The organism is Cupriavidus sp. DB3 (assembly GCF_020418465.1).
Classification (GTDB): Bacteria; Pseudomonadota; Gammaproteobacteria; order Burkholderiales; family Burkholderiaceae; genus Cupriavidus; species Cupriavidus cauae.
This window is the reverse complement of record NZ_JAIZPL010000007.1, coordinates 1-23444: the sequence shown is the minus strand read 5'-3', so window position 1 is coordinate 23444 and position 23444 is coordinate 1. Positions and strand designations below refer to the sequence as shown.

Here is a 23444-nt window from a genome sequence, read left to right as displayed (position 1 = left end):
CATGGCGACGCTCTACCGAGAGTTCACCCTCAAGAGCCCGGGCATCTGGCCCACGGTGCTGGCCTTCATCAAGTCCAACGCCGCCGCTTGCTTGGAGAAGGGCACGCCGCTGCGGGTGATCGTCACGGCCGAAGAGCGCCGGCGCACCACCGAGGCGAACCGGTATTACTGGGGGGTCGTGCTGCGCGACATCGCGGAGCAGGCGTGGGTCCACGGACAGCAGTTCAGCAAGGACACCTGGCACGAATACTTCGCGGACCTGTACGGCGTGAAGGTGGAGATCCGGCTGCCGGACGGCCGCACGCGCGTCACGCGAAAGTCGACCGGTGATATGTCGGTGGGCGAGTTCAGCGAGTATCTGGCGAAGGTACAGGCGGCCGCAGCCAACGAATTCGGCGTCAGCTTCGACGGAGTGCATGCATGAGGCTGCGCATCGTCCCTATCTCGTTTGCCGAAGGAAATGCCTTCGTGGCCCAGCACCACCGTCACCACAAGCCGGCAGCTGGGTGCAAGTTCGCGGTCGGCGCGGCCGCCGGCGACCGGATCGTCGGTGTTGCGCTGGTAGGGCGCCCGGTCGCGCGCGCGCTCGACGACGGCCTGACGCTGGAGGTCAACCGGCTTTGCACGGACGGGCACCGCAACGCTTGCTCGATGCTCTACGCGGCGGCGTGGCGCGCCGCCCGCGCTTTGGGCTACCGGAGGCTGATCACCTACACGCTGAACACGGAAGGCGGGGCCTCGCTTCGCGCCGCCGGCTGGAGGGTTGTCGCGGAGACTGCGGGCGGCAGCTGGAACTGCCCGAGCCGACCGCGGGTCGACACGCACCCGCTGCAGGGGAAGCTGCGCTGGGAGGCCGCATGACGCTGCCCGCCCACATGTACCGCGACCCGGCCGAGGTCTACGAGCGCGCGGAGGCGCGCAGCTGCAAGGGCTGCCAGTGGGAAAAGACGGCCCGGCTGTTCGGCACCACGGTGCGGGTCTGCACCAAGCTGCTGCCGGACGGCAAGCGGAGGAATTACGGCCGGCGCTGCCGGCACTACAACGACGGGGAAAAGAACGAATGACCGACGCGATCTTCAAGAGCACGGAGCAGGCGCTGCACGTGTCGTACCTGGTGCTGTCCATGCCGCCGCGGCAGGGCGCGCCGTTCCGGAACATGCTGATCCGCCTGCTCGAGGATCTGGAGCACCCGACCGACAAGCAGCAGGCGTGGCTGGACCAGCTGCGCGGCGCGGCCGGCGGCGGGACGGTGAACTTCGCAGGCCTGTCGCCCGACGAGATCCGCGCCCAGTGCAGTATGGTCACGGCGGCGGTGCGCGATCGGCTGCCGAGCCAGGAGGTCGCGGCCATCTGGGCGCGCTTCGCGGTGGGGGAAGAGAAGATCGGCGGGATGAAGCGCCTGGCGCTGTTCGCACGCCGGTCGTCCGGGCTGACGGCGACCACGCTGCTGCTGGACCTGACCGCGCGACACTACCTGCCGCGGGACAGGCGGGAGGGGTACACCTTTCGCGCGATCGCGGAGAAGCACCAGGTCAGCAAGGATCAGGTCTTCCGGGCCGCGAAGTGGATGGACGCCCATTACCGCGCGCTGGAGAACCTGGCGCTGGCGCGGCTGGAACCGAAATTCGTGGCGCACGGCCTGGTCGAGGACCGTACGGCGTGCGATGAGCCGGAAGCCCTTGCCGCATAAGGGATGGCGGCGAAAAAGGGCTTGCGTTTTTGCGACAAGCGGTATAGATTTTCGCCAGACTCGCAGCAAGTGCATCCTGAGCCCGCGCATTGACGCGGGCTTATTCGTTTGTGGGGTGTCCCGTCGATTTCAAGCTGGATACACTGACTCCTTCCCATTCGATCAGGAGTTCAAATGCGCTTTTATGCGTACCACATAGTTCCCATTGATTTTGGTTGGCATTTGCTAAGTACGGTTGAGGAAACCGCAGCGCGTCTGGGCGCCGACGAGGCGCGAAGCCGGGTAAGCGGTGACATTGTCGAAGAGCCGACGGTCGCCGCGTTTGCCGACCTGTACAAACGAGCCCAGACCGCGGCAATGCATGCCGGCTGGGAAGGTGACTTCCGACAAGGTCCGGTGGTCTTCTGGATTCCCGAGCAGGATGGCTTTTATCCCGGCTTCGTCTGGAAGCAGGACAACAACGGCTCGACGTTCGTAGTCTCACCGGTGCGACTGCCGCACCTTGAGAAAATAGGGACGTGCGAGGTAGTGGACCTTTAATCGAGCTCACCTCACCAGTGGTAATACGGCCCGCGAAGACTGCGGGCTTTTCACTAGATGGATCCCTGCATCGCCAGTTTGAACCCTGCGGCGATCGCTTCGTCGGCCAGCTTTCGCGCAACAGATTTGGTCCCATTTGCGACAGCGGCACGCAGCTGGCGCCCCAGAGGCTCTTTTTTTTCAAGAGCGCCAGGGATCGAATTCAACGTCACGAGTCCTTTTTCCGTAAGCTGTACGAACAAGAACGTGTCGTCCAGCGTCTGGTCTTGACACCTAATATAGCCCTCCGCCATCAGCCAGCGAATGGTATGGGCCACCGGCTCAAAAGCCTCTTCCACGATGTCTGAGTCGGCTTCGGCAAGAGCGAAGCTGTCTGCGGATAGGTGGATTGGTGTGGGGAAGTTCTCGTAGAGCAGGGCAAACGTCTGAGATACGTGCTCATTGAAGAGGTCTATGTTGGTTGGTGCAGACATGGTCGGCTTCCTTCCTCCGGTAAATGGGGCAGCGTACCAGTACTCGTCCTCCCGTTTTTCCCCACTTGAGTGGGGCCCCCGGCCGGCGGTGGGGCAAAACACCGGCAGCTGCTGACGTGGTGGCAAGCCGGTCTCCTCCCGCGGGGTGCGGGCATCTCACGGCGGCGGGCAGCAGCATTCCTGAACTCCCATGGCAAAAGCAAAGGACATCGACTGGGTCGCCGTCGAGGCGGCTTATCGCGCCGGCACCGAGCCCGTGACCGCGATCGCCGCGAAGCACGGCATCAGCCATACCGCGATCAACAAGCGCGCGAAGGCGCAGGGCTGGATCCGCAACCCGGGCACCGCCAAGCGTGCCCTCGTGGAGGCGCATTTCAGCGGCGCGGCCGCTCCCGCCGACGGCGGAGTTTCAGCCGAAGTTTCAGGTTTAACCCGTGAAACCATCGCCGGCGCCGCCCGCCAGGACATCGACGACATGGAGCGCGGCCTGCGCATCCATCGGCTGTGCCTGGTGAACCTGGAGACCTGCGCCAGCAGCGCGCAGGACCCCAAGGAAATCAAGACCATCGTCGAAGCGGCCAGCGCGGCTGTCGCGGCGATCCGCAAGATTCGCGGCCTCGACGCACCGACGCCTGCCGACATGAAAGACATCGATGCAGCAATCGAGGCAGAACTGGCGCAACTGGAGCGCAGCCGACAAGCTGGCGCTGCTGCAGACACTTAAGGCGCGCAACCGGCTGAACTGGAAGCCGCTGCCTGGGCCGCAGTCCATGGCCTACGCCTGCCGGGCAGACGTGCTGCTGTATGGCGGCGCGGCTGGCGGCGGCAAGACGGACTTGGCGCTCGGCAAGGCGCTGACCCAGCACCAGCGATCGCTGATCCTCCGGCGCGAATTCCCGCAGCTCAAGGGCATCCTGCAGCGGGCGGAAGAACTCTACAGCGAGTATGGCCGCTACGGCGACAAGGTCTGGCGCTGCGAGTTCGCCGGCAAGCGCCGGATCATCGAGTTCGGGTCCGTCCAGCACGAGGCGGACAAGAACAAATTTCAGGGCCGGCCGCACGACCTGAAGGTCTTCGACGAGGCGGCCAACTTCCTGGAGTCGCAAGTCGAGTTCATTGCCGGCTGGAACCGCAGCGAGGATCCCGACCAGCACTGCCAGGTGCTGCTCTGCTCGAACCCGCCCACGGACGCCACCGGCGACTGGCTGAACAAGTGGTTCGCGCCGTGGCTGGATCCGGCGCATCCCAACCCGGCCGCGCCCGGCGAGCTCCGCTGGTTCGCTTCGATCGACGGTGAGCAGCACGAGTGCGAGACCGGAGACCCGTTCATCCTGGTGGACGGTCGACGGGTGTATGACTTTGACCCCCAGAAGGTCAAGAAGGTCGACATCATCCGGCCGCTGACGCGCACGTTCATCCCGGCGCGGGTCACGGACAACCCGTTCTATGCCGATTCGGGCTATGTGGCGAAGCTGCAGGCGCTGCCCGAGCCGCTGCGCAGCAAGATGCTGTACGGCGACTTCGGGGCGGGCCGGCAGGATGACCGCTGGCAGATCATCCCGAGCGAGTGGGTCCGGATGGCCCAGCGGCGCTGGGTGGAGCGTCCCGAGTGCGACGCGCCGATGACCTCGCTCGGCGTGGACGTGGCGCGGGGCGGGCAGGACAAGACGATCCTGTCGCCGCGGCACGGCAACTGGTACGCCCCGCAGGTCTCGATGCCCGGCAAAGAGACGCCAGACGGCGAGGCAGTTGCCGCGCAGGTCCTGCTGCTGCGCCAGCCCCGCACGGCGGTGAACATCGACGTGATTGGGGTCGGCACCAGCCCGTACGACATCCTGAAGGGCAAGATCAAGGTCTACGCCGTGGCAATGAATGGGTCTGAGGGTTCGGAAGCCAAGGACCGCACCGGTAATCTGGGCTTCGTCAACAAGCGCGCCGAGTGGTGGTGGCGGATGCGGGAAGCACTGGACCCGGTCCACGGCGACGACCTTGCACTTCCGCCCGACCCGCAACTGGCCGCCGACCTCTGCGCGCCGCGGTGGAAGATGACCGCGCGCGGCATTCAGGTTGAATCGAAGGAAGAAATCAAGAAGCGGATCGGCCGCAGCCCGGACAAGGGCGACAGTGCGGTCTACGCGCTGGCCGACGGTGGCGCCATGGCGTTGCTGGCCCGCCATTTGGCACTTGCAAGCTGAAACGACTATGAGACTCGACGGATACGAATCGGCGCTGCTGGGACCTCGCGCCCTGGCGCAAGTCGTGCCGCAGTCCGAGGTCGAGCTGTACGCGGCTGGCGGCCTGTATGGCCGTGTCGTGGACATGCCGGCCGACGCAGCGGTCGCGCGCGGCGTGACCATCGAAGGGGACACCGAAAAGGTAATCGCCGATGAGCTGGACCGTCTCAAGGTGCTGCCGGCCCTGGCCGATGGCATCCGCTGGGCCCGGCTCACCGGCGGCGCGGCGATCCTGCTGGTGGTCGACGACGGCAAGACCCTGCGCGACCCGCTAAACGTCGCCGGCATCCGGCAGATCGAGGAACTGAAGGTCTTCGACCTGGACGACATCAGCGCGACAGACGATCGGTACATCGACCCGACGAAGTCGAACTTCGGCATGCCGGAGCGCTACCGCGTCCGGGTGACGGCGTCGGGCGCAGCACAGGCGGAATTCACCGTCCACGAGTCGCGGCTGATCCCGATCTCCGGCGACCCGCTGCCGCGGCGCATGGCCGCGATCAAGGGCGTGCCGTGGGCTGGGCGCAGCGCCGTGCGACGCGCCTACCAGGTCATCAACCAGTACCGGCAGTCGCTGCGCTGGTCCCTGAGCATCCTCGAACGGAAGCAGCAGGGCATCTACGGCATGAAGGGCCTGGCCGAGCTGATCCAGGCTGACATGGAAGGCGTGGTCCAGAAGCGGATCGCGCTGGTCGATGGCGTGCGCAACGTGCGCAACACCGTGGCCGTCGACGGCGAGGACGACTACAGAATCGAGGACACCAACGTCAGCGGTGTCCGGGACGTCGTTGCCGAGTTCCAGATTGCGCTGTCGGCCGAGACCGGCATCCCGGTGACGCTGCTGTTTGGTCGATCGCCCGCCGGCATGAACTCGACCGGCGAGGCCGACTTCGACGGCTTCTACGACATGGTCGAGAACCTGCAGCTCAACCGCGGCAAGCCCGCGCTGGAGCGGCTGGTGTCGCTGATCCTCGCGCAGAAGACCGTCCAGAAGAAGGTTGATCAGTGGTCGATCGTCTGGCCGCCGCTGCACAGCCCGACCGACAAGGAACAGGCCGACGTGCGCAAGCTCAACGCGGAAGCCGAGAAGGCCGAAGCCGACGCGCTGGGCGGCCTGATCGACCGTGGCGTGATCAGCGAGGAAGAGGGCAAGGACCATCTGGTCGCGGAAGGCAGGTATGGACTTAAACCCACTCAGGGCAGCCGGACGGCGGCCACGCAGTACGCCGCGCAAACCGCGTAAATGGCTGTATCCGGCGGCGATCGAGCGCGAGTACGTCCGGGTGGTGCAGGGCATCGCCGATCAGACCATCGCAGCGGTCGAGCGCTTCGTCATTCCGGCGCTGGCCGAGATTCGCGGCGACGACCGGGACCGGCCGCCCGAGGATGACCGCTGGTACACCGCGATGGAGACCGCCTTCGCGGAAGCGATCGCGGCTGCTGCCGTCTCGGACGAGGCGGTGCGCAGCACGATCGACCTGTTCGCCGGGCGCGTGAACGCCTTCAACAGCAACCAGTTCCACGCGCTGCTGCGCGGCGCGTATGGCGTCGACATCGTGACCGCCGAGCCGGCCATCGACGCGCTGATGCGGGTCTGGGAGGCCGAGAACCTGCGGCTGATCAAGTCGATCCCGACGCAGTACCTGGAGAACCTGCAGGGCCGGATCGTGGCCGCCGTCGCGCGCGGCGAGACGCTGCGCAGCCTGACCGCCTTCGTGCGGGAAACCTACCGGCTGCCGACCGATCGCGCGGAGCTCATCGCGCGGGACCAGATCGGCAAGCTCAATGGCCGGCTGACCGGCTATCGACAGACGAACATCGGCGTCAGCGAATACCGCTGGCGCGGCACGCTGGACGCACGTGAGCGCGATGCCCACGTCGCCCGGGAGGGCAAGGTGATCTCGTGGGACAGCCCGCCGGACGACGGCCACCCCGGCGAGCCGATCCGCTGCCGCTGCTGGGCGGAGCCGGTGCTGCCGGAACTCGATGACCTGGACGCCCTGATCGTCCATTGAGGTGACAAACGATGGTGATGCGATTCGATACCGCGCCGCTCAAGGCCACGAGCACGCGCGAGGGGTTCATCACGGACACGCCGATCCTGACCCGGACCGGCGTCTTTCCGTACAGGAACCCCGACGGCTCCATGCGGCTGGAATTCCGGCCGCCAGAAGAAGTCTTCCACGCCGACTCGCTGGCGAGCCTCAAGGGCAAGCCGATCACCGACGGGCATCCCGGGCTGGTGACGGCGCGCAATGCCAAGCAGCACACCGTCGGCGCCGTGCTCACGGAGGGCCGGCAGGACGGCGACAACATGGTGGGCGAGGTGGTCATCTACGACACCGCGCCTATCGCCCAGGGCAAGAAGGAGCTGTCCCTGGGCTACACCCTCGACCTCGACGAAACGCCGGGGGAGTGGAACGGGCAGCGGTACGACGCGGTGCAGCGAAACATCCGCATCAACCATCTGGCCCTGGTGAAGGCTGGCCGGGCGGGGAATGCCCGCCTGAATCTGGACGCGGCGGATGCCGATTTGACCAACGATGAGGAAAGCGAACCCATGAACATGGTGAAAGTTCGCCTGGACTCGGGACTGTCGTACGACGCCGCGCCCGAGGTAGCCCAGGAACTGGAGGCCCTGCGGGCCAAGGTGAAGGCCGAAGCCACGCGCGCGGACAGCGCGGAAGCGCGAGCCGACACCGAGAAGGCTCGCGCCGACAAGGCCGAGAAGGATGTCGAGCAAGCGCGCGCCGATGGCTTGGCGCAGGCGCTGGCCCGCACCCGGCTCGAGACCGAGGCGAAAGCGCACGGCGTCGAGATCAAGCAGGACATGGCCGACAAGGACATCCGCGTCGCGGTGATCAAGGCGGTTCGCGGCGACGGCTTCGACGTCACGGGCAAGTCCGACGCCTATATCGAGGCGGCCTATGACCTGGCGGTGGCCGAGAAGCAGAAGCGTGCCGACGCGCTGTCGAGCCAGCGGATGGACATGCAGGTGCACAACCGACAGGACGGCAAGGGCGGCGGTGACGGCGACGGCAGCAAGCCGGCGTCGGCCGCGCGCGCCGCGATGATCAAGCAACAGCGTGGGGGTGAATGACCATGTACGAGAACTATCAGGACGTCGCCTTCGCGGGCATGAAGGTGGATTCGGGCGATGACCGCGTCGAATCGTTCCCCGTCGCGGGCAACCTGCCGTTCGGCGTGGTCACCGGCACGGACGCACAAGGCCGGCTCGTTCCGGGCCCGGGCACCAAGGTGCGCGGCATCACGCTGCAATCGCACACCATCACCGCGGCCACCTATGTGCAGTACGACTGCGCCTCGGTGATGACCCGCGGTCTGGTCTGGGCGCGCGTGACGCCGGCCGCCGCCGTGACGAAGGATGGCCCGGTCAAGTTCGCCGCGGACGGCACGGTCTCTGACGCCGGCGCCAACACCTTGCCCAATGCGGTGTTCCGCAGCGCCAAGGTGACGACCAGCGATGGCGTCGAGATCGTGGCCGTCGAGCAGCACAACCCGTTCTCGGTGCCCGCCGCGGCGTAATCCCAGATCCAGAACCACGAGAGCCCGCCGCGCGCGGGCTTTTTCATTTCCGCGAGGGAAAAACATGGAACACCTGCACTACGACGAAGCCGACCTGGCAGGCGTCCGCGCAATCGCCCCCCAGATGGGCGGCCTGCGCGAGGACGAGTCGATCTTCACGGCGCGCCAGCTCGACTACGTCAAGGCTCGCGTCTACAACAAGAAGCTGCCGCCGATGAAGGGCCTGCAGCTCGTGCCCATCGAGACGGACGTGCCGGAGTGGGCGGAGACCGTCACCTTCCGCATGTACGACCAGGTCGGCATGGCCAAGATCGTGGCCAACTACGCCGACGACCTGCCGCGCGCGGACGTGAAGGGCACCGAGAAGACCATCCGCGTCAAGGACATCGGCGACAGCTACGGCTACAACATCAACGAGCTGCGCGCCAGCGTGGCGCTGGGCCAGAACCTGCCTACCCGCAAGGCCGACGCGGCGCGCCGGGCCGTCGAGATCAAGCTGAACCAGATCGCCATGGTCGGTGACGCCGACTACGGTCTGTACGGCCTGGTCAACCACCCCAACATCGGCATCACCGCTGGCCTGAACGGCAACTGGGACGCCCCGGCCACCTCGGCCGACCAGATCCTGGCCGACCTCGACGCCCTGTACAACACGATCCGCGTGCAATCCAAGGGCGTCCACACGCCGAACCTGGCCGCGCTGCCCAGCGCCCAGCACGCCGCAATCACGTCGAAACGCTTGCCGGACTCGGGTGGCCAGACGGTGGCCGAGTTCTTCATCAAGAAGCACCCGGGCTTCCGCTTCGAGGAGGCGCCGGAGCTGACCGGCGCGGGCACCGATGGTGCCGACATCATCATCATGTACGAGTTCAGCGCCGAGAACCTGAACCTGGACCTGGTGATGCCGTTCAACCAACTGCCGGCCCAGGCGCGCAACCTGGAACTGGTGGTGCCGTGCCTGGCCCGCACCGCGGGCGTCACCGTGCACTACCCGCTGGCGCTGACCAAGGGGGAGGGCATCTGACATGGCCAACGTCAAGAACGTCTCCACGCACGTCGTGTCGATCCGCGGCACGACCATCATCCCGCCGCTGGGCTCCGCCGACATCGACCTGAAGACGCCCGGTGTTCCGGCGCTGCTGAAGCGCGGCGTGCTCCAGGCGGTGCCCGACGCGCCGGCCGAGGGGGAAGGCGAAGGCGGCTCCGGCGAAGGCGACGGCGTGCCCGGAACCGTGGCCGAGCTCAAGGCGGCGCTGACCGAGCTCGGTATCGACTTCCCCGAGCACGCCAAGAAGGCGGAGCTGCAGGCGCTGTTCGACCAAGCCGGGAAGTAAGCCATGGCGGCCACCATCGAGCTGCTCGACTTCCTGGCGCCAGCCGTGGCGGACGCCGCCGAGGCGGACAAGAATCGGGCGCTCTCGATGGCGGCTGCCTACCGGCCGTCGTGTCTGCCCGAAGCCAAGCAGGACGAGGCGCAGGCCTGGTACGCGGCGTGGCTGCTCTACCAGCGCATGCAGCAGACTGCGCAGGCCGGCGCTGTCATCCGGCCCGGCATCGTCAGCGAGAAGGAAGGCGATCTCGCCCGGACGTTCGGCAGCACGGCCGGCGCCGACGGCGTCGCTGATCCGCTTGGCTTCTACGGCCAGTACAAGAGGCTTGCCGACCTGTGCGGACACGGCGCCATCACCGTCGGGAGGCCGCCATATGGCTGCTGCTGTGAAGGTTATTGACCGCGGGCTGGCCAAGTACGTGCGCGACACGTCGAAGCTGAACGGCCGGGGCGTCAAGGTCGGGATTCAGGCCGATGCCGGGCGCGACCAGGAGAGCGGCGACGACCTGCTCGACATCGCCATCTTCAACGAGTACGGCACCGAGACCATCCCGGCGCGCCCCTTCGTGCGGGACTTCTTCGAGAAGAACCGCAAGGTGCTGGCTACGGCCATGGACCGGCAAGCCGACGCTGTCTCGGGCGGCGCGAGCCCGGCGCAGGCGATGGACACCCTCGGGCTGTTCGTCGAGAAGCACCAGCGCCGGCACGTGCAGCAGTCGCCGTCGTGGGCAACGCCGAACGCCCCCGCCACGGTCAAGAAGAAGGGCAGCAGCACGCCCCTGATCGACCACGGCACCCTGGTCAACGCCATCCGGTACGAGAAGCTATGAGCAGCTTTCGCAGACCCGTGCAGGTCATTCGGCGCGGCGCAGGGCAATGGGTTGACGGAAGGTGGGTGGAGGGTGGCGACGTGCCGCCGGAGACCATCATGGCATCCGTGCAGCCCGCCACGCTGTCCGAGGACTACGACACGCTGCAGGCACTGCCGGAAGGGCGGCGCGTCGAGGCGATGATCCGTGTCTACACGGATGCGGTGCTGGCCGTCGCCGGCGCTGCCGACACCAACGGCGATCGCATCGTCTGGCCGCACGGGCCCCGACCGGGCAACTACCTGGTGCGCGCCGTCAGCCCATGGCAATCCGGCGTGATCTCGCACTACCGCTATCTCGCCGTGCTGGAGGTCGAGCCATGACGCCTGAGCAGGCCATCTTCGACCTGATCACCACCGCGGCGACCGCGCCGGTGATCTTTGCCGACGAGAACGGGCCACGGCCGCCCAAGCCGTACATCGCGCTGCGGGTGAACCCGGCCGCGCGGTTGCCGGTGCACCGCGGGCCGGTGGGCGAGGATGGCGTGCAGCCTGTCTTCGCGCACCGTTCGGCACAGGTCGAGCTGCAGTGCTTTGGCGCCGGCTGCATGGACGCGCTCGACGCGCTCGGCCAGCGCCTACACATGCAAGCTGCGCTCGATCGTGCCGAGCAGCTCGATCTGGCCGTGACGGCCATCGGCCGGCTTCGCCAGGTGCCGGTGCTGCGTGACAGCACGACCTATGAGCCCCGCGCGGTGCTCGAGCTGACCATCGCCTACACCACGACGCTGCCCGACGAGGTGGGCGTCATCGAGACGGTGAACATCACCGGAACAACGGACGGCGGCGCGCTGCCGGGTCCAACGATCACCATCCACGCCAGCGTGGAATAGAAGACCGACGCCGCCTCCGGGCGGCGATTTCATTTGGAGCCGCGAATGGCCAACCTCGACCGTATCGTCAACGTCCAGATCAGCCTGAGCACCACGGCGATCAAGGAACAGTCCTTTTCCGACCTGCTGGTGATCGGGCCGCATGCCCTGTCGCTGGCGCGCGTCATCGCCGTGACCGAGGCCGACGAGCTGCTGGAGATGGGCTTGCCCAGCACGTCGCCGATCTACGCCGCGGTGCGGGACGTGTTCAAGCAGATCCCGACCCTGAATCGCTGCTTCGTCGGCCGCCAGGCTGTCGACGATATCGACGTGGCGGTCACCCGCGCGTCGCAGTCGGAATATGCCGTCACGCTCAGCTGGTACGACGCCAACGGCGCAGCCCAGACCGCGACGGCGACCTATACCGGGCTGGCGGCCGACACCGAGGCCCTGATCGCGCAGGGCCTGGCCGCAGCGATCGAGGCGACCGCAGCGCCGGTGGCAACGACCACCACCGGCGCGGTCGTGACCATCACGCCGAGCGTGGACGGCGAAGCCATCGCGGTCAGCCTGGCCGGCAACCTAGCAATGCAGACGCCGGAGAGCACCGAGCCGCTGGCCGAGGCGCTGGCCGCCTGCCGGCGCCAGAACGACGACTGGTACGGCGTGGTGCTCTACAGCCGCACCGAAGCCGACATCCTGGCCGCCGCCGAGTGGGTCGAGACCAACGAGAAGCTGCTCGGCGTGTCGTCGAGCCAGGCCGGCATCCTCGATCCGGGCGTCAACAACGACATCGCCAGCAAGCTGCGCGACAAGCAGTACTTCCGCACCCACCTCTGGTATCACGCCGCCGCGGCCACCGAATGGCTGGAGGCGGCCATCAGCGGGAACCGGTTCACCATCTATCCGGGCGGCGAGACCTGGGCGAACGTGCGGCTGGCCGGCATCACCATCGACAACCTCGCCGAAGGCGCTTCCATCGCCGCGCGCGCCAAGAACGCCAACACCTTCGAGCCCTTCCGCAACTTCGCGATCACGCAGGGCGGCAAGGTGGCGGCCGGCGAGTGGATCGACGTGATTCGCTTCCGAGACTGGCTGGCCGAGCAGATCAAGATCAACGTCGTCTCGGCGCTGGTCAACGCATCCGCCAACGGCAAGGTGCCGTACACCGATGGCGGAATCGGCATCGTGACCACCGCAATGCGCAAGGCGCTCGACCTGGGCGTCTCGCGCGGCGGCATCGCACCGGAAGAGCTGGACGAGGACGGCCGGAAGATCCCGTCGTACACGATCAGCGCGCCGCTGTCCGCCAACGTGCCCTTCAACGACAAGGCCAACCGGGTGCTGAACGACGTGTCGTTCACCGCGCGCCTGGCCGGCGCTATTCACGCGGTGACCATCCGCGGCAACCTGACCTACGCGCTCTGATCGGAGTTATAGATGACCGTACATACCTACGACCCCGCGCGGGTCATCGTTACCGTGGCCGCAGCGACGCTGAGCGGCTTCGCCGAGGACACCTTCATCGGCATCGAGGAAATCGGCGATGGCGTGACCTCGACGTCCGGCGCCGACGGCGAAGTGGCCCGGGCGATGTCCAGCGATCGACGCTGCCGCGTCACCATCACGCTGCAGCAGACCAGCGCGGGCAACGACATCCTATCCGCGCTGCTGGCGGCTGACCGCCTCAGCGGCGGCGGCGGCATCTTCCCGATCGCCGTGGCCGACTTGCGCGGCCGCACCGTGTTCAACTCGTCCGAAGCCTGGGTGGTGAAGAACCCGAATGCCGAGTTCGCTGCCGAGGTTGGAACCCGCGAATGGATCATCGAGACCGGCAGCAGCACCTACTTCGTTGGGGGTAACAGCTGATGAACCGCGTCTTGACTGTGCCGATCGGCGACACCGAATTCATCATCCGCAAGATCGACCCGTTCCTCGCGCTGCAGATCTTCGGCGACTTGCAGCGCGACATCCTGCCGGCCGTCGGCCACCTGCTCGAAGGCGTGTTCGCCGAAGGCAAGGACGTGCAGGTCGCCGCCAAGACGGACGCCGCGGTGGCCGAAGCGGTCCGGGAGCTGTCCAGCAAGCTCGATGGCGCCTCGCTGACGGCCTGGGCGGACCGTCTGTTCAATCCCGAGTTCATCGCCGTGTCGATCAACGGCCGCGAATCGAAGCTGACCAAGGAAATGCGGGCGCTGGCGTTCCGCGACGCCGGCGACATCCTCGAGCTGATGTTCCACGTCATCCGGCATAACTTCGCCGATTTTTTTCTGCGCTGGGCCGGCCGTTTTGGGTCGGTCCAAGGGCTCGCGGCGAAGCTGTCGGTCGGTTCCGGCCCGACTTCGAACGCGAGCTAGTCATCTGGCGCCCCGTGCTGGCGGGGCACGTGCAGCTCGGTGACATCCGCGCCGGTGCGGTGGACTTGGTCGACCTCCTGAAGATCAACGCGCTGATGGATGCGCAAGAGGCAGCCCAAGAGCGGGCAGCCAAAATCAAGACGGGCAAGACATGAATGCGATCCGGGAACTGGTGACGGTGCTGCGTTACCAGGTCGACCAATCTGGGTTGCGCAAGTACCAGACGGCCTACCGCGAAGCCATCGGCAAGATCGGCGCCGGCGTGCGCAACGTGCGTGACTTCGGTCTGGGCTTCGTCGATGGCGTGCGGCAGGGCATCGGCGAGGTGATGGTCAGCCAGCGCGCGCTCAATGCCGCGCAGGCTCAGGGCACGCGCGAAGTCCAGCAGATGGGGCAGGGGTATCGCTCGATCGCCGGCGTGGTGCGCAGCATCGTTGCAGGCGTCTCGGTGATCTCGGCTGCGCGGATCGCCGACGAGTGGGCTAGCGTCGAGGGCCGCGTGGCGCTGGTCACCGACGGCGTGGAGGAACAGCAGCGCGCACTCAAGGAGCTCTATCGGATCTCCCAGGATTCCGGGCAGGAATACGGCGCGACCGCCGGCCTGTTCCAGTCTGTGCAGCGCAACCGGAAAGAGCTGGACCTGACGCTGGACAAGTCGCTAGAGCTGAGCGGGGTCATCGGCAAGTTCATGACCATCGGCGGCGGCAGCGCCGCATCGCAGCAGGCAGCGCTTGTGCAGCTTGGCCAGGCGCTGGGTACCGGCACCCTGCGGGGTGAGGAACTGAACTCGGTGATGGAGCAAGCGCCGCGGCTCGCCCAAGCGATCGCCGAAGCGTTCGGGGTTCCTGTCGGCCAACTGAAAAAGCTCGGGGAGCAGGGCAAGCTCTCCAGCAAGGTGCTGGCGGAAGGCCTGCTTCGGCAAGCAGAGAAGGCGAACGAAGAGTTTGGCCGCATGCCGATGACGTTCGCGCGGGCGTGGACGCGTCTGACCAACGCACTCGGCAAGCAGATCGACCAGCTGAATAAGAGCAGCCGCGCCGCCAACATCTTCTACGCCCTGACCAGTCTGTTGATCGACAACCTGGGCGACATCCTGAAGCTGTTGGCCCTGATCGGGGCCTCCTATGGGTTGGTGCGCCTGCGCGCGGCGCTGATCGGCGCCACGCAAGCCACGACCCTGCTGCAGGCGGCCATGATCCGACTGCGCGCGCTGTCGCTCGCGGCGCTCTGGCCGTATCTGCGGATGGCGGCGCTGCTGACCAGCCTCTACCTGATCGGTGAGGACATCCTTGTCTGGATGCGTGGCGGCGTGTCGGTCACCGGCGGCCTGATCGGGCGTGTCGAGGAATGGCAGGAGTGGATCGACCGGATCCGTGATGGTCTGGCGTGGATCAAGGACCAGCTCGGCGGCCTCAATGACGAGCTGGGACCATGGCTGCGCAAATGGGGCACGATCGGCGTGCTGATCCTAGGCCTCAGCGGGCCGCTGTTCCGGGTACTGCAACTGATGTTCACGCTGGGGAAAGGCCTGCTCTTCCTCGGCCGCGGCTTCGGCCTGGTGCTCCGCCTGGCGTGGATGCTGGTGGCTGGGTTGGCCGCCGTTGTGGGCTGGCCCGCGCTGCTGGTCGCGGCCGTCGTCGCGGCGGTAGCCGCCGCCGGTGTCGCCATCTACAAGCACTGGGACGACATCAAGAAGTGGGGCGCTGACGCCTGGGACAGCATCACCGCTGGCGCCGGCGCGGCGTACGACTCGATCGTCGCCTGGATCAAGGGCATCGGCGAGTCCATCTCGACCTGGATCACCGGCAAGCTCGAAGAGGCGAAATCCATGTTCAGCAACCTGGCGCCGGACTGGCTCAAGACTGGCGCCTCGTGGGTCGGCCGGAACGTCCTCGGAGTCGGGGCGGCCGATGTGCAGCGCGCCGGCGCCACCAAGGCGTCCGTCACGGTGCAGAACAACGTCGGCGGGGTGACGGTGAACGCGCCGAATGCCAACCCGGCATCGGTTGCTGCAGCGACGCAGCGCGGCGTGTCTGGCGCGCTGGCCGGTGCGCGGGCCAGTACCGCCGGCGTCGCGGTACCGATGGTGGAGGCCATGCCATGAGCTTTGTGTCCCTCGTGTTCTCGCTCGGTACCGTCAGGAGCAGCATCGGCGCGATCACCCTCGACGCGCTGCTCGACGAAAGCACGGAACTAAACAGCCGCGCGACCGAGTATGCCGTCGAGGACGGCGCTCCGATCTCGGACCACATCGTCCAGGAATCGGAGCGCCTGTCCCTGTCGGGGTGGGTCACGGCCGCCGATACCGAGCTGTTCGGCGCCGGCGGACGCAGCAAGCTGATCACGGCCAAGGATGCGTTGCGGGCGATGCACAAGGACCGCATCGCTACCACGGTCGTGACCGGCTTGGACACCTATCCCGACATGGTGATGGAGACCTGCAAGGTCAGCCGTGACGGCAAGGGCGAGTTCCTCCATCTGGCCTGCGAGTTCCGGCGCATCCGCAAGGCGACGCTGCGCACAGCCGAGATCCCGCCGGACAAGGTCGCCAAGTCGGGCCGTGCAAAGGGCAAGGCCGGCGCTACCAAGACGAAGGCGGGCAAGGTGAGTGGTACCCAGCCGACCGCGCAGGAACGCTCCCGACTGTCGACGAACGTGAACTGGGGCCGCTGATGATCAAGATCCCGGTGCTCGACGCCAACGACAGCCTGACCGAGGTGGTGCTGGACGGTGAAACGTTCTTCCTGCACCTGTCCTGGAACAGCGAGGCCGAGCTGTGGACGTTGGCGATCGAGAATGCCTACAACGAGGTCATCGTCAGCGGCATCGCCGTGGTGCCTGATACCCCTTTGCTGAATCGGTACAGGCATCTGCTGGTGCCGGCCGGCGAGCTGGTGGCGCTGACGCCCGACCGGCGCGACACGATCAGCCGAGAGGCATTGCCGTCAGGCGACGTGGCGCTGATCTACGTCGAGGCGGAGGAATTGGCCAATGGCACGCTTCAATAGGGTCTACCGCGCGCTGATCGGCCACGCCGGCCGGCCCGGCATCGAGATCAAGCCACCGATCCGGGTGACCTTCGACATCGACAAGGACGCCAGCGAACAGCCCAACCCGCACAAGATCCGCTTCTTCAACCTCGCGCCGGCGACCCGCAAGGGCATCGAGGAGCCGGACCTTCGGTGCGTGCTGTACGCCGGCTATGGCGAAGAGGATGGCCCGATTCTGCTGGCGGCTGGCGCGATCACGTACGCCTACAGCTACTTCGACGGGCCGGACGTGGTGACCGAGCTGGAAGTGCGCGACGGCTACGTCGAGATCCGCGACACCGCGGTATCGCTCGGCTACGGCCCCGGCGCCACGGCTCGGACCATCATCACGGACATCGCCAAGCAGATGGGCCTGCCGTTGGTGATGGCGAAGGACGTGCCTGACCGCGCCTGGCAGAACGGGTTTTCATTCTACGGGCCGGCGCGCCAGGCGCTGCACAAGGTGGTGCAGGGCACCGGTCTGGAATGGTCGATCCAGAACCAGACGCTGCAGGTGGTGCCCAAGCGCGGCACCACGCTGCGCCAGGCGGTGGTGCTTGCCGCTGACTCGGGGCTGATCGGCTATCCGGAGCGGACCCGCGAGGGCGCGCGCGAGAAAGCCCGCGTCAAGGACGAGCGGACGGGCAATCGCGCCAATCTCGTCAGCGCCGAGCAGCAGCGCGACGGCTGGCGCGTGCGATCGCTGCTGCTGCCGCAGGTCAACCCGGGCGACCTGGTGAAGCTGGAGAGCAAGTCGGCCAACGGCTTCTACCGGGCCGAGAGCGTCAAGCACACCGGCGACTCGGAGGGCGGGGACTGGCAGAGCGAGCTGCATCTTGTCGACCGCAATGCGCCCGTCAAACCGAAGAAGAAATGATGGACATCACCGAACTGCGCCGCCTGATCGCGACCGAGCTATCGGAGGTTCATACCACGCTGCCCGGCGTGATCGTGGCCTATGACGGCAAGACGGCCACCGTGCGGCCGGCGCTGCCGAAGCAGTTGGCCAGCGGGCAGGTGCTGGCCGCCCCTCAGATCGTGCAGGTGCCGGTCTGCTGGCCGGTGGGCGACGTGGGCGGGGCGGTGGCACTGATCTCGGTCCCGCTCAAGCCCGGTGACCCGGTGAAGCTCTCATTCTCCGAGCGCGCGCTGGAGAACTGGCTGTCGGGCTCGGACGGGCCGCCGGACGACCCGCGGCAGTTCGATCTGTCGGACGCGTTCGCGACGCCGGTGGTGCGGCCAGGCTCAGCCGAGGCCGACACGGTCAACGTCAGCGTCCAGTACGGTGCCTGCTCGCTGAAGCTGTCGCCTGCCGGTGATGCAACGCTGGTCGGGCCCGGCACCTTCACGGTGGACATGGTGACCATCTTCAAGCAGGAGGTGACCATGGAGAAACTGATGACCTACATGCAGGGTCTCTCTGGGGCGGGCGGCACTGGCCGCACGACGATCACCGGCGATATCGAACACACAGGTGGCACGATCCGCTCGACCAGCATCGTCGAGGATGGCCACCGGCACACCGACAGCGTCGGTGGCAAGACATCGACACCGGAGCAGTGATGGCACTCGATCTGGCACTGACCGCTGGCCACGACCTCGATCTGTCCCCGGCCGGCGATACCTCGCTGATCGACGGTGCCGAGCGCATCGCCCAGCAGATCAAGGTCACGCTGCTGACGTTCCTCGGCGAATGGTTCCTCGACATCACGGTGGGCGTGCCGTACTTCGAGCAAGTCCTGATCAAGGCACCGGATCGCGCGGCGCTGGAGGCGATCTTCCGCTCGCGCATCGCCGCGGTACCGGGTGTCCGCCTGGTCCGCCGGATCGACCTGCAGATCGACCACCAGGGCCGCACGCTGGCGGTCGACTTCGAAGTCGACAGCGACGAAGGGCTGATCGCCCGCCGCTACCTTCTGTAAGCACAAGGATTCCCAGATATGGCCTACGGTGTAACCCCGGAGGGGTTCGTGCGCCCGCGTCTGCCCGAGATCCGTCAGGAGATCGTGCAGGACCTGAACGACCGGCTGCGCAACGCCGGATTCACGGGCGAGGTGTCAACGCGACCGAACTCGATCACGGGCATCCTGATCGACACCTTCGCCGAGCGTGAGGCGGCACTGTGGGAGCAGGCCGAGGGCGTCTATTTGGCGATGTATCCGGGCTCGGCCTTCGGTACGTCGCTGGACAACTCGGTCTCGTTCACCGGCGTGAAGCGCCTCAACGCCGAGAAGTCGCGCTGCTACGTGGTCTGCTATGGCGCCGTGGGCACGGTGGTGCCGGCCGGCTCGCAGATCCGGCATCGATCGACGCAGACCATCTGGGCTACGGCTGCCGACGTGACCATCACGCCCGGCGCGGCCGCAGACGTCGTCGCAGTGCCGACGGTGGTAGCGGGCCAGCTCTACCGGATAACGCTGGACGGTACCGACTACACCTACACGTCGGACGCCACGGCCACGATCGCCGAGATCTTGGCCGGCTTGGTCGCCGCACTCAGCAGCTCGCCCTATACCGTCAGCAGCGACGGGGCGGCGGTACGCATCGTCTCCGACGGGCGGGTGGCCTTCTCCGTGACGCTGGGCGGCCCGCTGACGCTGTCGAGCGTCGGCTCGCCGGTGCTGGCCGAGACGATCGAGCCCATGGCCGAAGCGGCCGCGCCGGGCGACCTGAATGGAATCGTCACCACGGTGACGGGCTGGGACGCGGTGAACAACCTGCAGGCCGCGGTCGTCGGGCGGCTGGCCGAGAACAATGCCGAGCTGCGCGCGCGGTATCCGAGCGGCCTGTTTCGCCTGGGCGCCGCGACCAAGCCCAGCATCGCGCCGAACATCCGGGATCGGGTGGCCGGCATCACGGCGATCAAGGACTTCCAGAACGACACGGACGTTACGGACTCAGTTGGCCGGCCGCCGCACAGCATCCACGTGGTGGTCGACGGCGGCCTCGACAACGAAATCGCCGATGCGCTCTACCGGGTGAAGGCTGCCGGCATCGATACCCATGGCGCGATCGCCGTCGAGGTGACGGCCGACGACGGCGACAAGCACATCGTGCGGTTCGATCGGCCGACGCCGATCTATGTCTGGGTCAGGGCAGTGCTGACTCTGCTGCCTGCCACGGAGCAACCGTTTCCGCCGGACGGCTTCACGCAGGTGGCGCAGGCCACCGCGGCGGCGGGCAATGCGTTGGGCATCGGTCAGGACGTCGTGCAACAGCGGTTCTATTGCGCGGTGTACGCGACGCCCGGCATTGCCCACGTCGACCTGAAGTTCGCGCACTCGACCGATCCCGAGTTCGATCCGCAGCCTGCCGACTATTCCGCGGCCAACATCACGATCCAGGACTTCGAGGTGGCGAAGTTCGATCTGTCGCGCATCGAGGTGTCCTGATGGATCTTGAACAGGACCACGCGGGCACCGCCTGGGGCCACTGGCTGAGCCAGTTCGACAGCAAGCCCAAGCTCGAGGCGCTGGTCAAGGCGTTGCTCAAGCCGGCGCAGGGGCTGCAAGGCACGCTCAAGGCCCTGTACGAAGAGCGATGGCTCGACACAGCCGTTGGCAAGCAGCTCGACGGCATCGGCGAGATCGTCGGGCTCTCGCGCGTCATCGACGAGGCGCTGTTCACGGCTTTCTTCGGCTTCGTCGGCCAGCCGGCCATCGGCGGCTTTGGCCAAGCGCGCATCCGACGCGCGTACGAGAACGCGCTAGTCGGCTCGACCACGCTACAGGACCCGGAGTACCGGAAGCTGCTGTATTGGAAGATCGCGCTGAACAACGGCCACGGCACCGCGCCGGAGATCGTTACGGCGCTCAAGCCCATCTTCGGCGTCGACCGCGTGATCGTCGAGGACGCTGGCAACGCCAAGATCCGCATCTGGGTGAGCAAGATTCCTGGGCCGACGGATGTCCTCATGAATAACCCATATCGCTGGGTGCCGAAGGCATCCGGCGTCGGCGTGCAAATTATCACCGGATCGACGGAAAAGCCGTTCGGATTCCTGAATCAGGGCTTCTACGGCTTCGGCGTCGGCGTATTGACAAGGGGCATTTGATGACAGCGGTCAACTTTTTCGACAGCTTCGAGACGCCATGGGCGCAAAACGGCAATGTCGAATCGATTGAGGACAACCAGTACAAACAAGGCTGGGCCTACATCGGCGCCACTCCGCCATCGGTCGAGCAATTCAACAAGGTGCAGCAGCTCAGCGACGAGAAGGCGGCATGGCTGTTTGCGCAGATCAAGGAACTGGCCGACCGAGCGGGCTTCGATTTAACTGCTCAGACGAATGACGCTCTGACTCGGGGCGTGTCGCGTCTGGCCCCTGGCGTCGTCGGCATGATGCGGAATGGCCGTATGTCAGTGGCCACAGCCTCCGCGTCGGCGACATTCACGGCCGATGAGATCATCGTCGCCTCTGCTCTGGGGGGTGAGACTTACCGGCTCGCGAATTTCAGCGAGACTATCAACCTCGCCACCACAGGCGCTGGAGGCATGGATACCGGCACTGCGCCGGCGAACGGCTATGTCGCCCTCTATGCCATCCACAACCCGACGACAGGGGATACGGCGCTGCTGGCACGCAATGCCACCGCCGCGGTTCAGCCGGAGGTGTACGGCGGGATGAACATGCCGGCCGGTTACACGGCGTCTGCGCTAGTGTCGGTATGGCCGACGAATGGAAGCGGTCAGTTCGATGTTGGCGTGCAACAGGGGCGGCGCATTTCGAGATCTAGTGCGACGGTCCTTTCCCAGACAACCAGTACGACGTCGTCGATAGCCGTCGAGCTCTCCATTGCCTCCGCTGTTCCTCCAAATGCTACTGGAGTAGGTGGGACACTGTACTGTCACTTCAATTCATCAACTGGAAGCGCTCCGACCTTATCGGTGTCCCCAACAAATCCTTTTGTTGGCGCCAATCAATTGTTCTGCTCCGGCAATACGACGACGCCAGATTTCGGATGCCCCTTCGATATCTTCGGAATCAGCTCACAGCGACTTTATTATTCGATCATCAATTCAGTGTCCGCATCAGTTACATACACACTGATCGTCATGAAATACGAATTCTGAGAGGCGACATGGAAACGATAAACGTTCAGTTTGCGGACTCTGATGAGTCCGCTATCACGGCATATTTTTCTTCGCCTCAGAGTAGTGAGCAATACGACCACCTGGGGCAGGTAAGGGCTGATGATCCCAGGTGGTTGGCGTACTACAATTCCATGCCGAGCCGTCTCCGTGAAATGCTGCCAACCCCATCAGAGTGATGGCGTCGCCTTGTAGGGGCGGCCCTCATACCATCCGAATAGTTTGTAGTGGGATGCTGGATCGGCGCCGTTCTCTTTTACATCTGGATGGATTCTCAAATATTCGTTAGGAGAAAAATTGGTCGGGAGTCCCAGTGGCTCTCTGGGATCCAGTTCACTTGGGCGCCCGGTGGTGCGGGAAAGCGGGTGAAGGGCGCCATTTGGCCTGAGTCTCTTGGAAACGTTACGAAGAGACCAGGAGAGAGAGCCTGGCCGAGCCATATTGGACGCCTTCTCCATGGCCCGCCAAGTTTCGACGACGTATGTGCGATCTCGCGATCTCCGAAGATGCACAAAGAACTCGGCATGCCATCTTTTCGTGTCGATGAATCGCTCGCATGCGAGATCTGTCAGTCCGGCTTGCGCCAAGTCACCGAGAAGTCTCGCGAAGGATCGCGGCGTGAAGACCCAGCAATGGACATCGTGATAGTTTCCATTTCGAAGTGAATCTTCCGCCAAGCCTAGTGCTTCCTGCCAAGAATAATGGCGCTGTGCCGCATGCTGCGTTATCCCTTTCCATGCTTTCTTTGCATCGATCTTCGCGGCATTGATGGCGAAATCAAGTAGGCAGTGAGGTTGCGGGATCCTGGCTTTAGCCATATAGCTCAACAGCACATCGGAGAGGCTGGTTTCGCGCCGTAGACAGTCAAATGTGAATCTTTTGTCTGGGACCGCGAGGCGTACCTCTCCGGTCGGCGACAGGATCGAAGCCAGCTCCTGAAGCCATGAGACGACGTCGGGGACATGTTCGACAACGTGAGACGCGATCACATAGTCGACGAAGCGTCCGTTTATTGCCTGATGGAGTGTGTTGGCGCCCCATACGGCATCAACATTCACAAGGCGGGCAGCATCGACGTCTGGATCCCTTTGATACTTTCGCTTTAGGGCCTCCGTGTCGACATGGTCGACGTAGATTATGTTCCCGTCCGTTCTCTGTACCATAGGGCGGCACAATGCTCCAATCTCAACGCCTGTCGTCTTTCGAGGATCTAGGCCATCAAGGAGGCATTTTCTTCGCTGCTGAAAAGCTTTGCGGAACTCTTCCGTGTCTTGAGGGAAACCCAATGTCGTCTCCGGTGCTGTTTTATGGCCACTGATAAAGCGTAGCAATTCTATACGACCAGATCTTGGTCAGAACCCGCTCCGGCGGGCTTTTTCATGCCCGCCGCAGAGCGGGCTTTTTCTTTTCCGGGGTCTACATGCGACAACTCCATCCCGTCGAAGCCACGAGCTACGCCGGCGCGATCACCTCG

General features: G+C 65.6%; 32 protein-coding genes. 30 read left to right on the top strand and 2 right to left on the bottom strand.

The window, feature by feature from the left end:
- Window position 1 precedes the first annotated feature (1 nt).
- From K7G19_RS20980 to K7G19_RS20960, 5 genes are all read left to right on the top strand, one after another.
- Complete coding sequence (locus K7G19_RS20980) at window positions 2-424, top strand: recombination protein NinB (protein ID WP_226108998.1); 423 nt, start codon at window positions 2-4, stop codon at window positions 422-424.
- The gene (locus tag K7G19_RS20975; protein ID WP_226108996.1) at window positions 421-861 is read left to right on the top strand and encodes an XF1762 family protein; all 441 of its coding nucleotides are present in this window, start codon (window positions 421-423) and stop codon (window positions 859-861) included. The genes K7G19_RS20980 and K7G19_RS20975 overlap by 4 nt, the downstream gene beginning before the upstream one ends.
- Window positions 858-1064, top strand: coding sequence for a hypothetical protein (locus K7G19_RS20970; RefSeq protein ID WP_226108994.1), 207 nt, complete (start codon window positions 858-860; stop codon window positions 1062-1064). Before K7G19_RS20975 ends, K7G19_RS20970 begins: the two co-directional genes overlap by 4 nt.
- Window positions 1061-1690: a hypothetical protein gene (locus K7G19_RS20965; protein ID WP_226108992.1), complete on the top strand. Its 630-nt coding sequence runs from the start codon at window positions 1061-1063 to the stop codon at window positions 1688-1690. The genes K7G19_RS20970 and K7G19_RS20965 overlap by 4 nt, the downstream gene beginning before the upstream one ends.
- Window positions 1691-1864: 174 nt before the next feature.
- Window positions 1865-2230 (top strand): hypothetical protein, encoded by a 366-nt coding sequence (locus K7G19_RS20960; protein ID WP_226108990.1) that lies wholly within the window; start codon window positions 1865-1867, stop codon window positions 2228-2230.
- A gap of 53 nt (window positions 2231-2283) precedes the next feature.
- Here the strand turns inward: K7G19_RS20960 and K7G19_RS20955 are convergent, their stop codons facing one another.
- Window positions 2284-2703: a hypothetical protein gene (locus K7G19_RS20955; protein WP_226108988.1), complete on the bottom strand. Its 420-nt coding sequence runs from the start codon at window positions 2701-2703 to the stop codon at window positions 2284-2286.
- 190 nt (window positions 2704-2893) lie between these two features.
- Between K7G19_RS20955 and K7G19_RS20950 the strand changes: the two genes are divergently transcribed.
- The 25 genes from K7G19_RS20950 to K7G19_RS20835 all read left to right on the top strand — a co-directional run bounded on the left by K7G19_RS20950 (window position 2894) and on the right by K7G19_RS20835 (window position 21952).
- Complete coding sequence (locus K7G19_RS20950; RefSeq protein ID WP_226108987.1) at window positions 2894-3427, top strand: hypothetical protein; 534 nt, start codon at window positions 2894-2896, stop codon at window positions 3425-3427.
- Window positions 3357-4898 (top strand): terminase, encoded by a 1542-nt coding sequence (locus K7G19_RS20945; protein ID WP_226108986.1) that lies wholly within the window; start codon window positions 3357-3359, stop codon window positions 4896-4898. The genes K7G19_RS20950 and K7G19_RS20945 overlap by 71 nt, the downstream gene beginning before the upstream one ends.
- A 7-nt stretch (window positions 4899-4905) precedes the next feature.
- Window positions 4906-6180, top strand: a complete 1275-nt coding sequence (locus K7G19_RS20940; protein WP_226108985.1) for a DUF1073 domain-containing protein — start codon at window positions 4906-4908, stop codon at window positions 6178-6180.
- Window positions 6116-6952, top strand: a complete 837-nt coding sequence (locus tag K7G19_RS20935; protein WP_226108984.1) for a phage minor head protein — start codon at window positions 6116-6118, stop codon at window positions 6950-6952. The genes K7G19_RS20940 and K7G19_RS20935 overlap by 65 nt, the downstream gene beginning before the upstream one ends.
- 11 nt (window positions 6953-6963) lie before the next feature.
- Window positions 6964-8037 (top strand): DUF2213 domain-containing protein, encoded by a 1074-nt coding sequence (locus tag K7G19_RS20930; protein WP_226108983.1) that lies wholly within the window; start codon window positions 6964-6966, stop codon window positions 8035-8037.
- A 2-nt stretch (window positions 8038-8039) separates the two neighbouring features.
- The gene (locus tag K7G19_RS20925; protein ID WP_226108982.1) at window positions 8040-8483 is read left to right on the top strand and encodes a hypothetical protein; all 444 of its coding nucleotides are present in this window, start codon (window positions 8040-8042) and stop codon (window positions 8481-8483) included.
- Between the two features lie 64 nt (window positions 8484-8547).
- A complete protein-coding gene (locus K7G19_RS20920) occupies window positions 8548-9507 on the top strand; it encodes a DUF2184 domain-containing protein (RefSeq protein ID WP_226108981.1) in 960 nt (319 codons plus the stop codon).
- Between the two features lies 1 nt (window position 9508).
- Entirely contained in the window at window positions 9509-9817 is a 309-nt protein-coding gene (locus tag K7G19_RS20915; RefSeq protein WP_226108979.1) for a HeH/LEM domain-containing protein, read from the top strand.
- Window positions 9818-9820: 3 nt separating this feature from the next.
- Window positions 9821-10213: a DUF4054 domain-containing protein gene (locus K7G19_RS20910; RefSeq protein ID WP_226108977.1), complete on the top strand. Its 393-nt coding sequence runs from the start codon at window positions 9821-9823 to the stop codon at window positions 10211-10213.
- Window positions 10188-10643, top strand: coding sequence for a hypothetical protein (locus tag K7G19_RS20905; protein WP_226108975.1), 456 nt, complete (start codon window positions 10188-10190; stop codon window positions 10641-10643). Before K7G19_RS20910 ends, K7G19_RS20905 begins: the two co-directional genes overlap by 26 nt.
- 98 nt (window positions 10644-10741) lie before the next feature.
- Window positions 10742-11005: a hypothetical protein gene (locus K7G19_RS20900; RefSeq protein WP_226108973.1), complete on the top strand. Its 264-nt coding sequence runs from the start codon at window positions 10742-10744 to the stop codon at window positions 11003-11005.
- Window positions 11002-11514 carry a hypothetical protein gene (locus tag K7G19_RS20895; protein ID WP_226108971.1) on the top strand — a complete coding sequence of 171 codons (513 nt, stop codon included), beginning with the start codon at window positions 11002-11004 and terminating at the stop codon, window positions 11512-11514. Before K7G19_RS20900 ends, K7G19_RS20895 begins: the two co-directional genes overlap by 4 nt.
- A 45-nt stretch (window positions 11515-11559) precedes the next feature.
- Window positions 11560-12921, top strand: a complete 1362-nt coding sequence (locus K7G19_RS20890) for a DUF3383 family protein (protein WP_226108969.1) — start codon at window positions 11560-11562, stop codon at window positions 12919-12921.
- Between the two features lie 12 nt (window positions 12922-12933).
- Window positions 12934-13362, top strand: coding sequence for a phage protein (locus tag K7G19_RS20885; protein WP_226108967.1), 429 nt, complete (start codon window positions 12934-12936; stop codon window positions 13360-13362).
- A complete protein-coding gene (locus K7G19_RS20880; RefSeq protein WP_226108965.1) occupies window positions 13362-13850 on the top strand; it encodes a phage tail assembly chaperone in 489 nt (162 codons plus the stop codon). The genes K7G19_RS20885 and K7G19_RS20880 overlap by 1 nt, the downstream gene beginning before the upstream one ends.
- A 29-nt stretch (window positions 13851-13879) precedes the next feature.
- Complete coding sequence (locus K7G19_RS24990; protein WP_255650882.1) at window positions 13880-14005, top strand: hypothetical protein; 126 nt, start codon at window positions 13880-13882, stop codon at window positions 14003-14005.
- Entirely contained in the window at window positions 14002-15954 is a 1953-nt protein-coding gene (locus tag K7G19_RS20875; RefSeq protein WP_226108963.1) for a tape measure protein, read from the top strand. Before K7G19_RS24990 ends, K7G19_RS20875 begins: the two co-directional genes overlap by 4 nt.
- Entirely contained in the window at window positions 15951-16523 is a 573-nt protein-coding gene (locus K7G19_RS20870; protein WP_226108961.1) for a phage baseplate protein, read from the top strand. Before K7G19_RS20875 ends, K7G19_RS20870 begins: the two co-directional genes overlap by 4 nt.
- Window positions 16523-16858, top strand: a complete 336-nt coding sequence (locus tag K7G19_RS20865) for a hypothetical protein (RefSeq protein WP_226108959.1) — start codon at window positions 16523-16525, stop codon at window positions 16856-16858. The genes K7G19_RS20870 and K7G19_RS20865 overlap by 1 nt, the downstream gene beginning before the upstream one ends.
- Window positions 16842-17756, top strand: a complete 915-nt coding sequence (locus tag K7G19_RS20860; RefSeq protein ID WP_226108957.1) for a hypothetical protein — start codon at window positions 16842-16844, stop codon at window positions 17754-17756. The genes K7G19_RS20865 and K7G19_RS20860 overlap by 17 nt, the downstream gene beginning before the upstream one ends.
- On the top strand, window positions 17753-18442 hold the full coding sequence (locus K7G19_RS20855) for a Gp138 family membrane-puncturing spike protein (protein WP_226108955.1): 690 nt from the start codon (window positions 17753-17755) through the stop codon (window positions 18440-18442). Before K7G19_RS20860 ends, K7G19_RS20855 begins: the two co-directional genes overlap by 4 nt.
- Entirely contained in the window at window positions 18442-18801 is a 360-nt protein-coding gene (locus tag K7G19_RS20850) for a hypothetical protein (RefSeq protein WP_226108952.1), read from the top strand. Before K7G19_RS20855 ends, K7G19_RS20850 begins: the two co-directional genes overlap by 1 nt.
- A gap of 84 nt (window positions 18802-18885) precedes the next feature.
- Complete coding sequence (locus K7G19_RS20845) at window positions 18886-20271, top strand: baseplate J/gp47 family protein (RefSeq protein ID WP_226108951.1); 1386 nt, start codon at window positions 18886-18888, stop codon at window positions 20269-20271.
- Window positions 20271-20933: a DUF2612 domain-containing protein gene (locus K7G19_RS20840; protein WP_226108948.1), complete on the top strand. Its 663-nt coding sequence runs from the start codon at window positions 20271-20273 to the stop codon at window positions 20931-20933. The genes K7G19_RS20845 and K7G19_RS20840 overlap by 1 nt, the downstream gene beginning before the upstream one ends.
- Window positions 20933-21952 (top strand): phage tail protein, encoded by a 1020-nt coding sequence (locus tag K7G19_RS20835; RefSeq protein ID WP_226108946.1) that lies wholly within the window; start codon window positions 20933-20935, stop codon window positions 21950-21952. Before K7G19_RS20840 ends, K7G19_RS20835 begins: the two co-directional genes overlap by 1 nt.
- Before the next feature lie 188 nt (window positions 21953-22140).
- Here the strand turns inward: K7G19_RS20835 and K7G19_RS20830 are convergent, their stop codons facing one another.
- Window positions 22141-23256, bottom strand: coding sequence for a class I SAM-dependent methyltransferase (locus K7G19_RS20830; RefSeq protein WP_226108944.1), 1116 nt, complete (start codon window positions 23254-23256; stop codon window positions 22141-22143).
- Window positions 23257-23444: the final 188 nt, after the last annotated feature.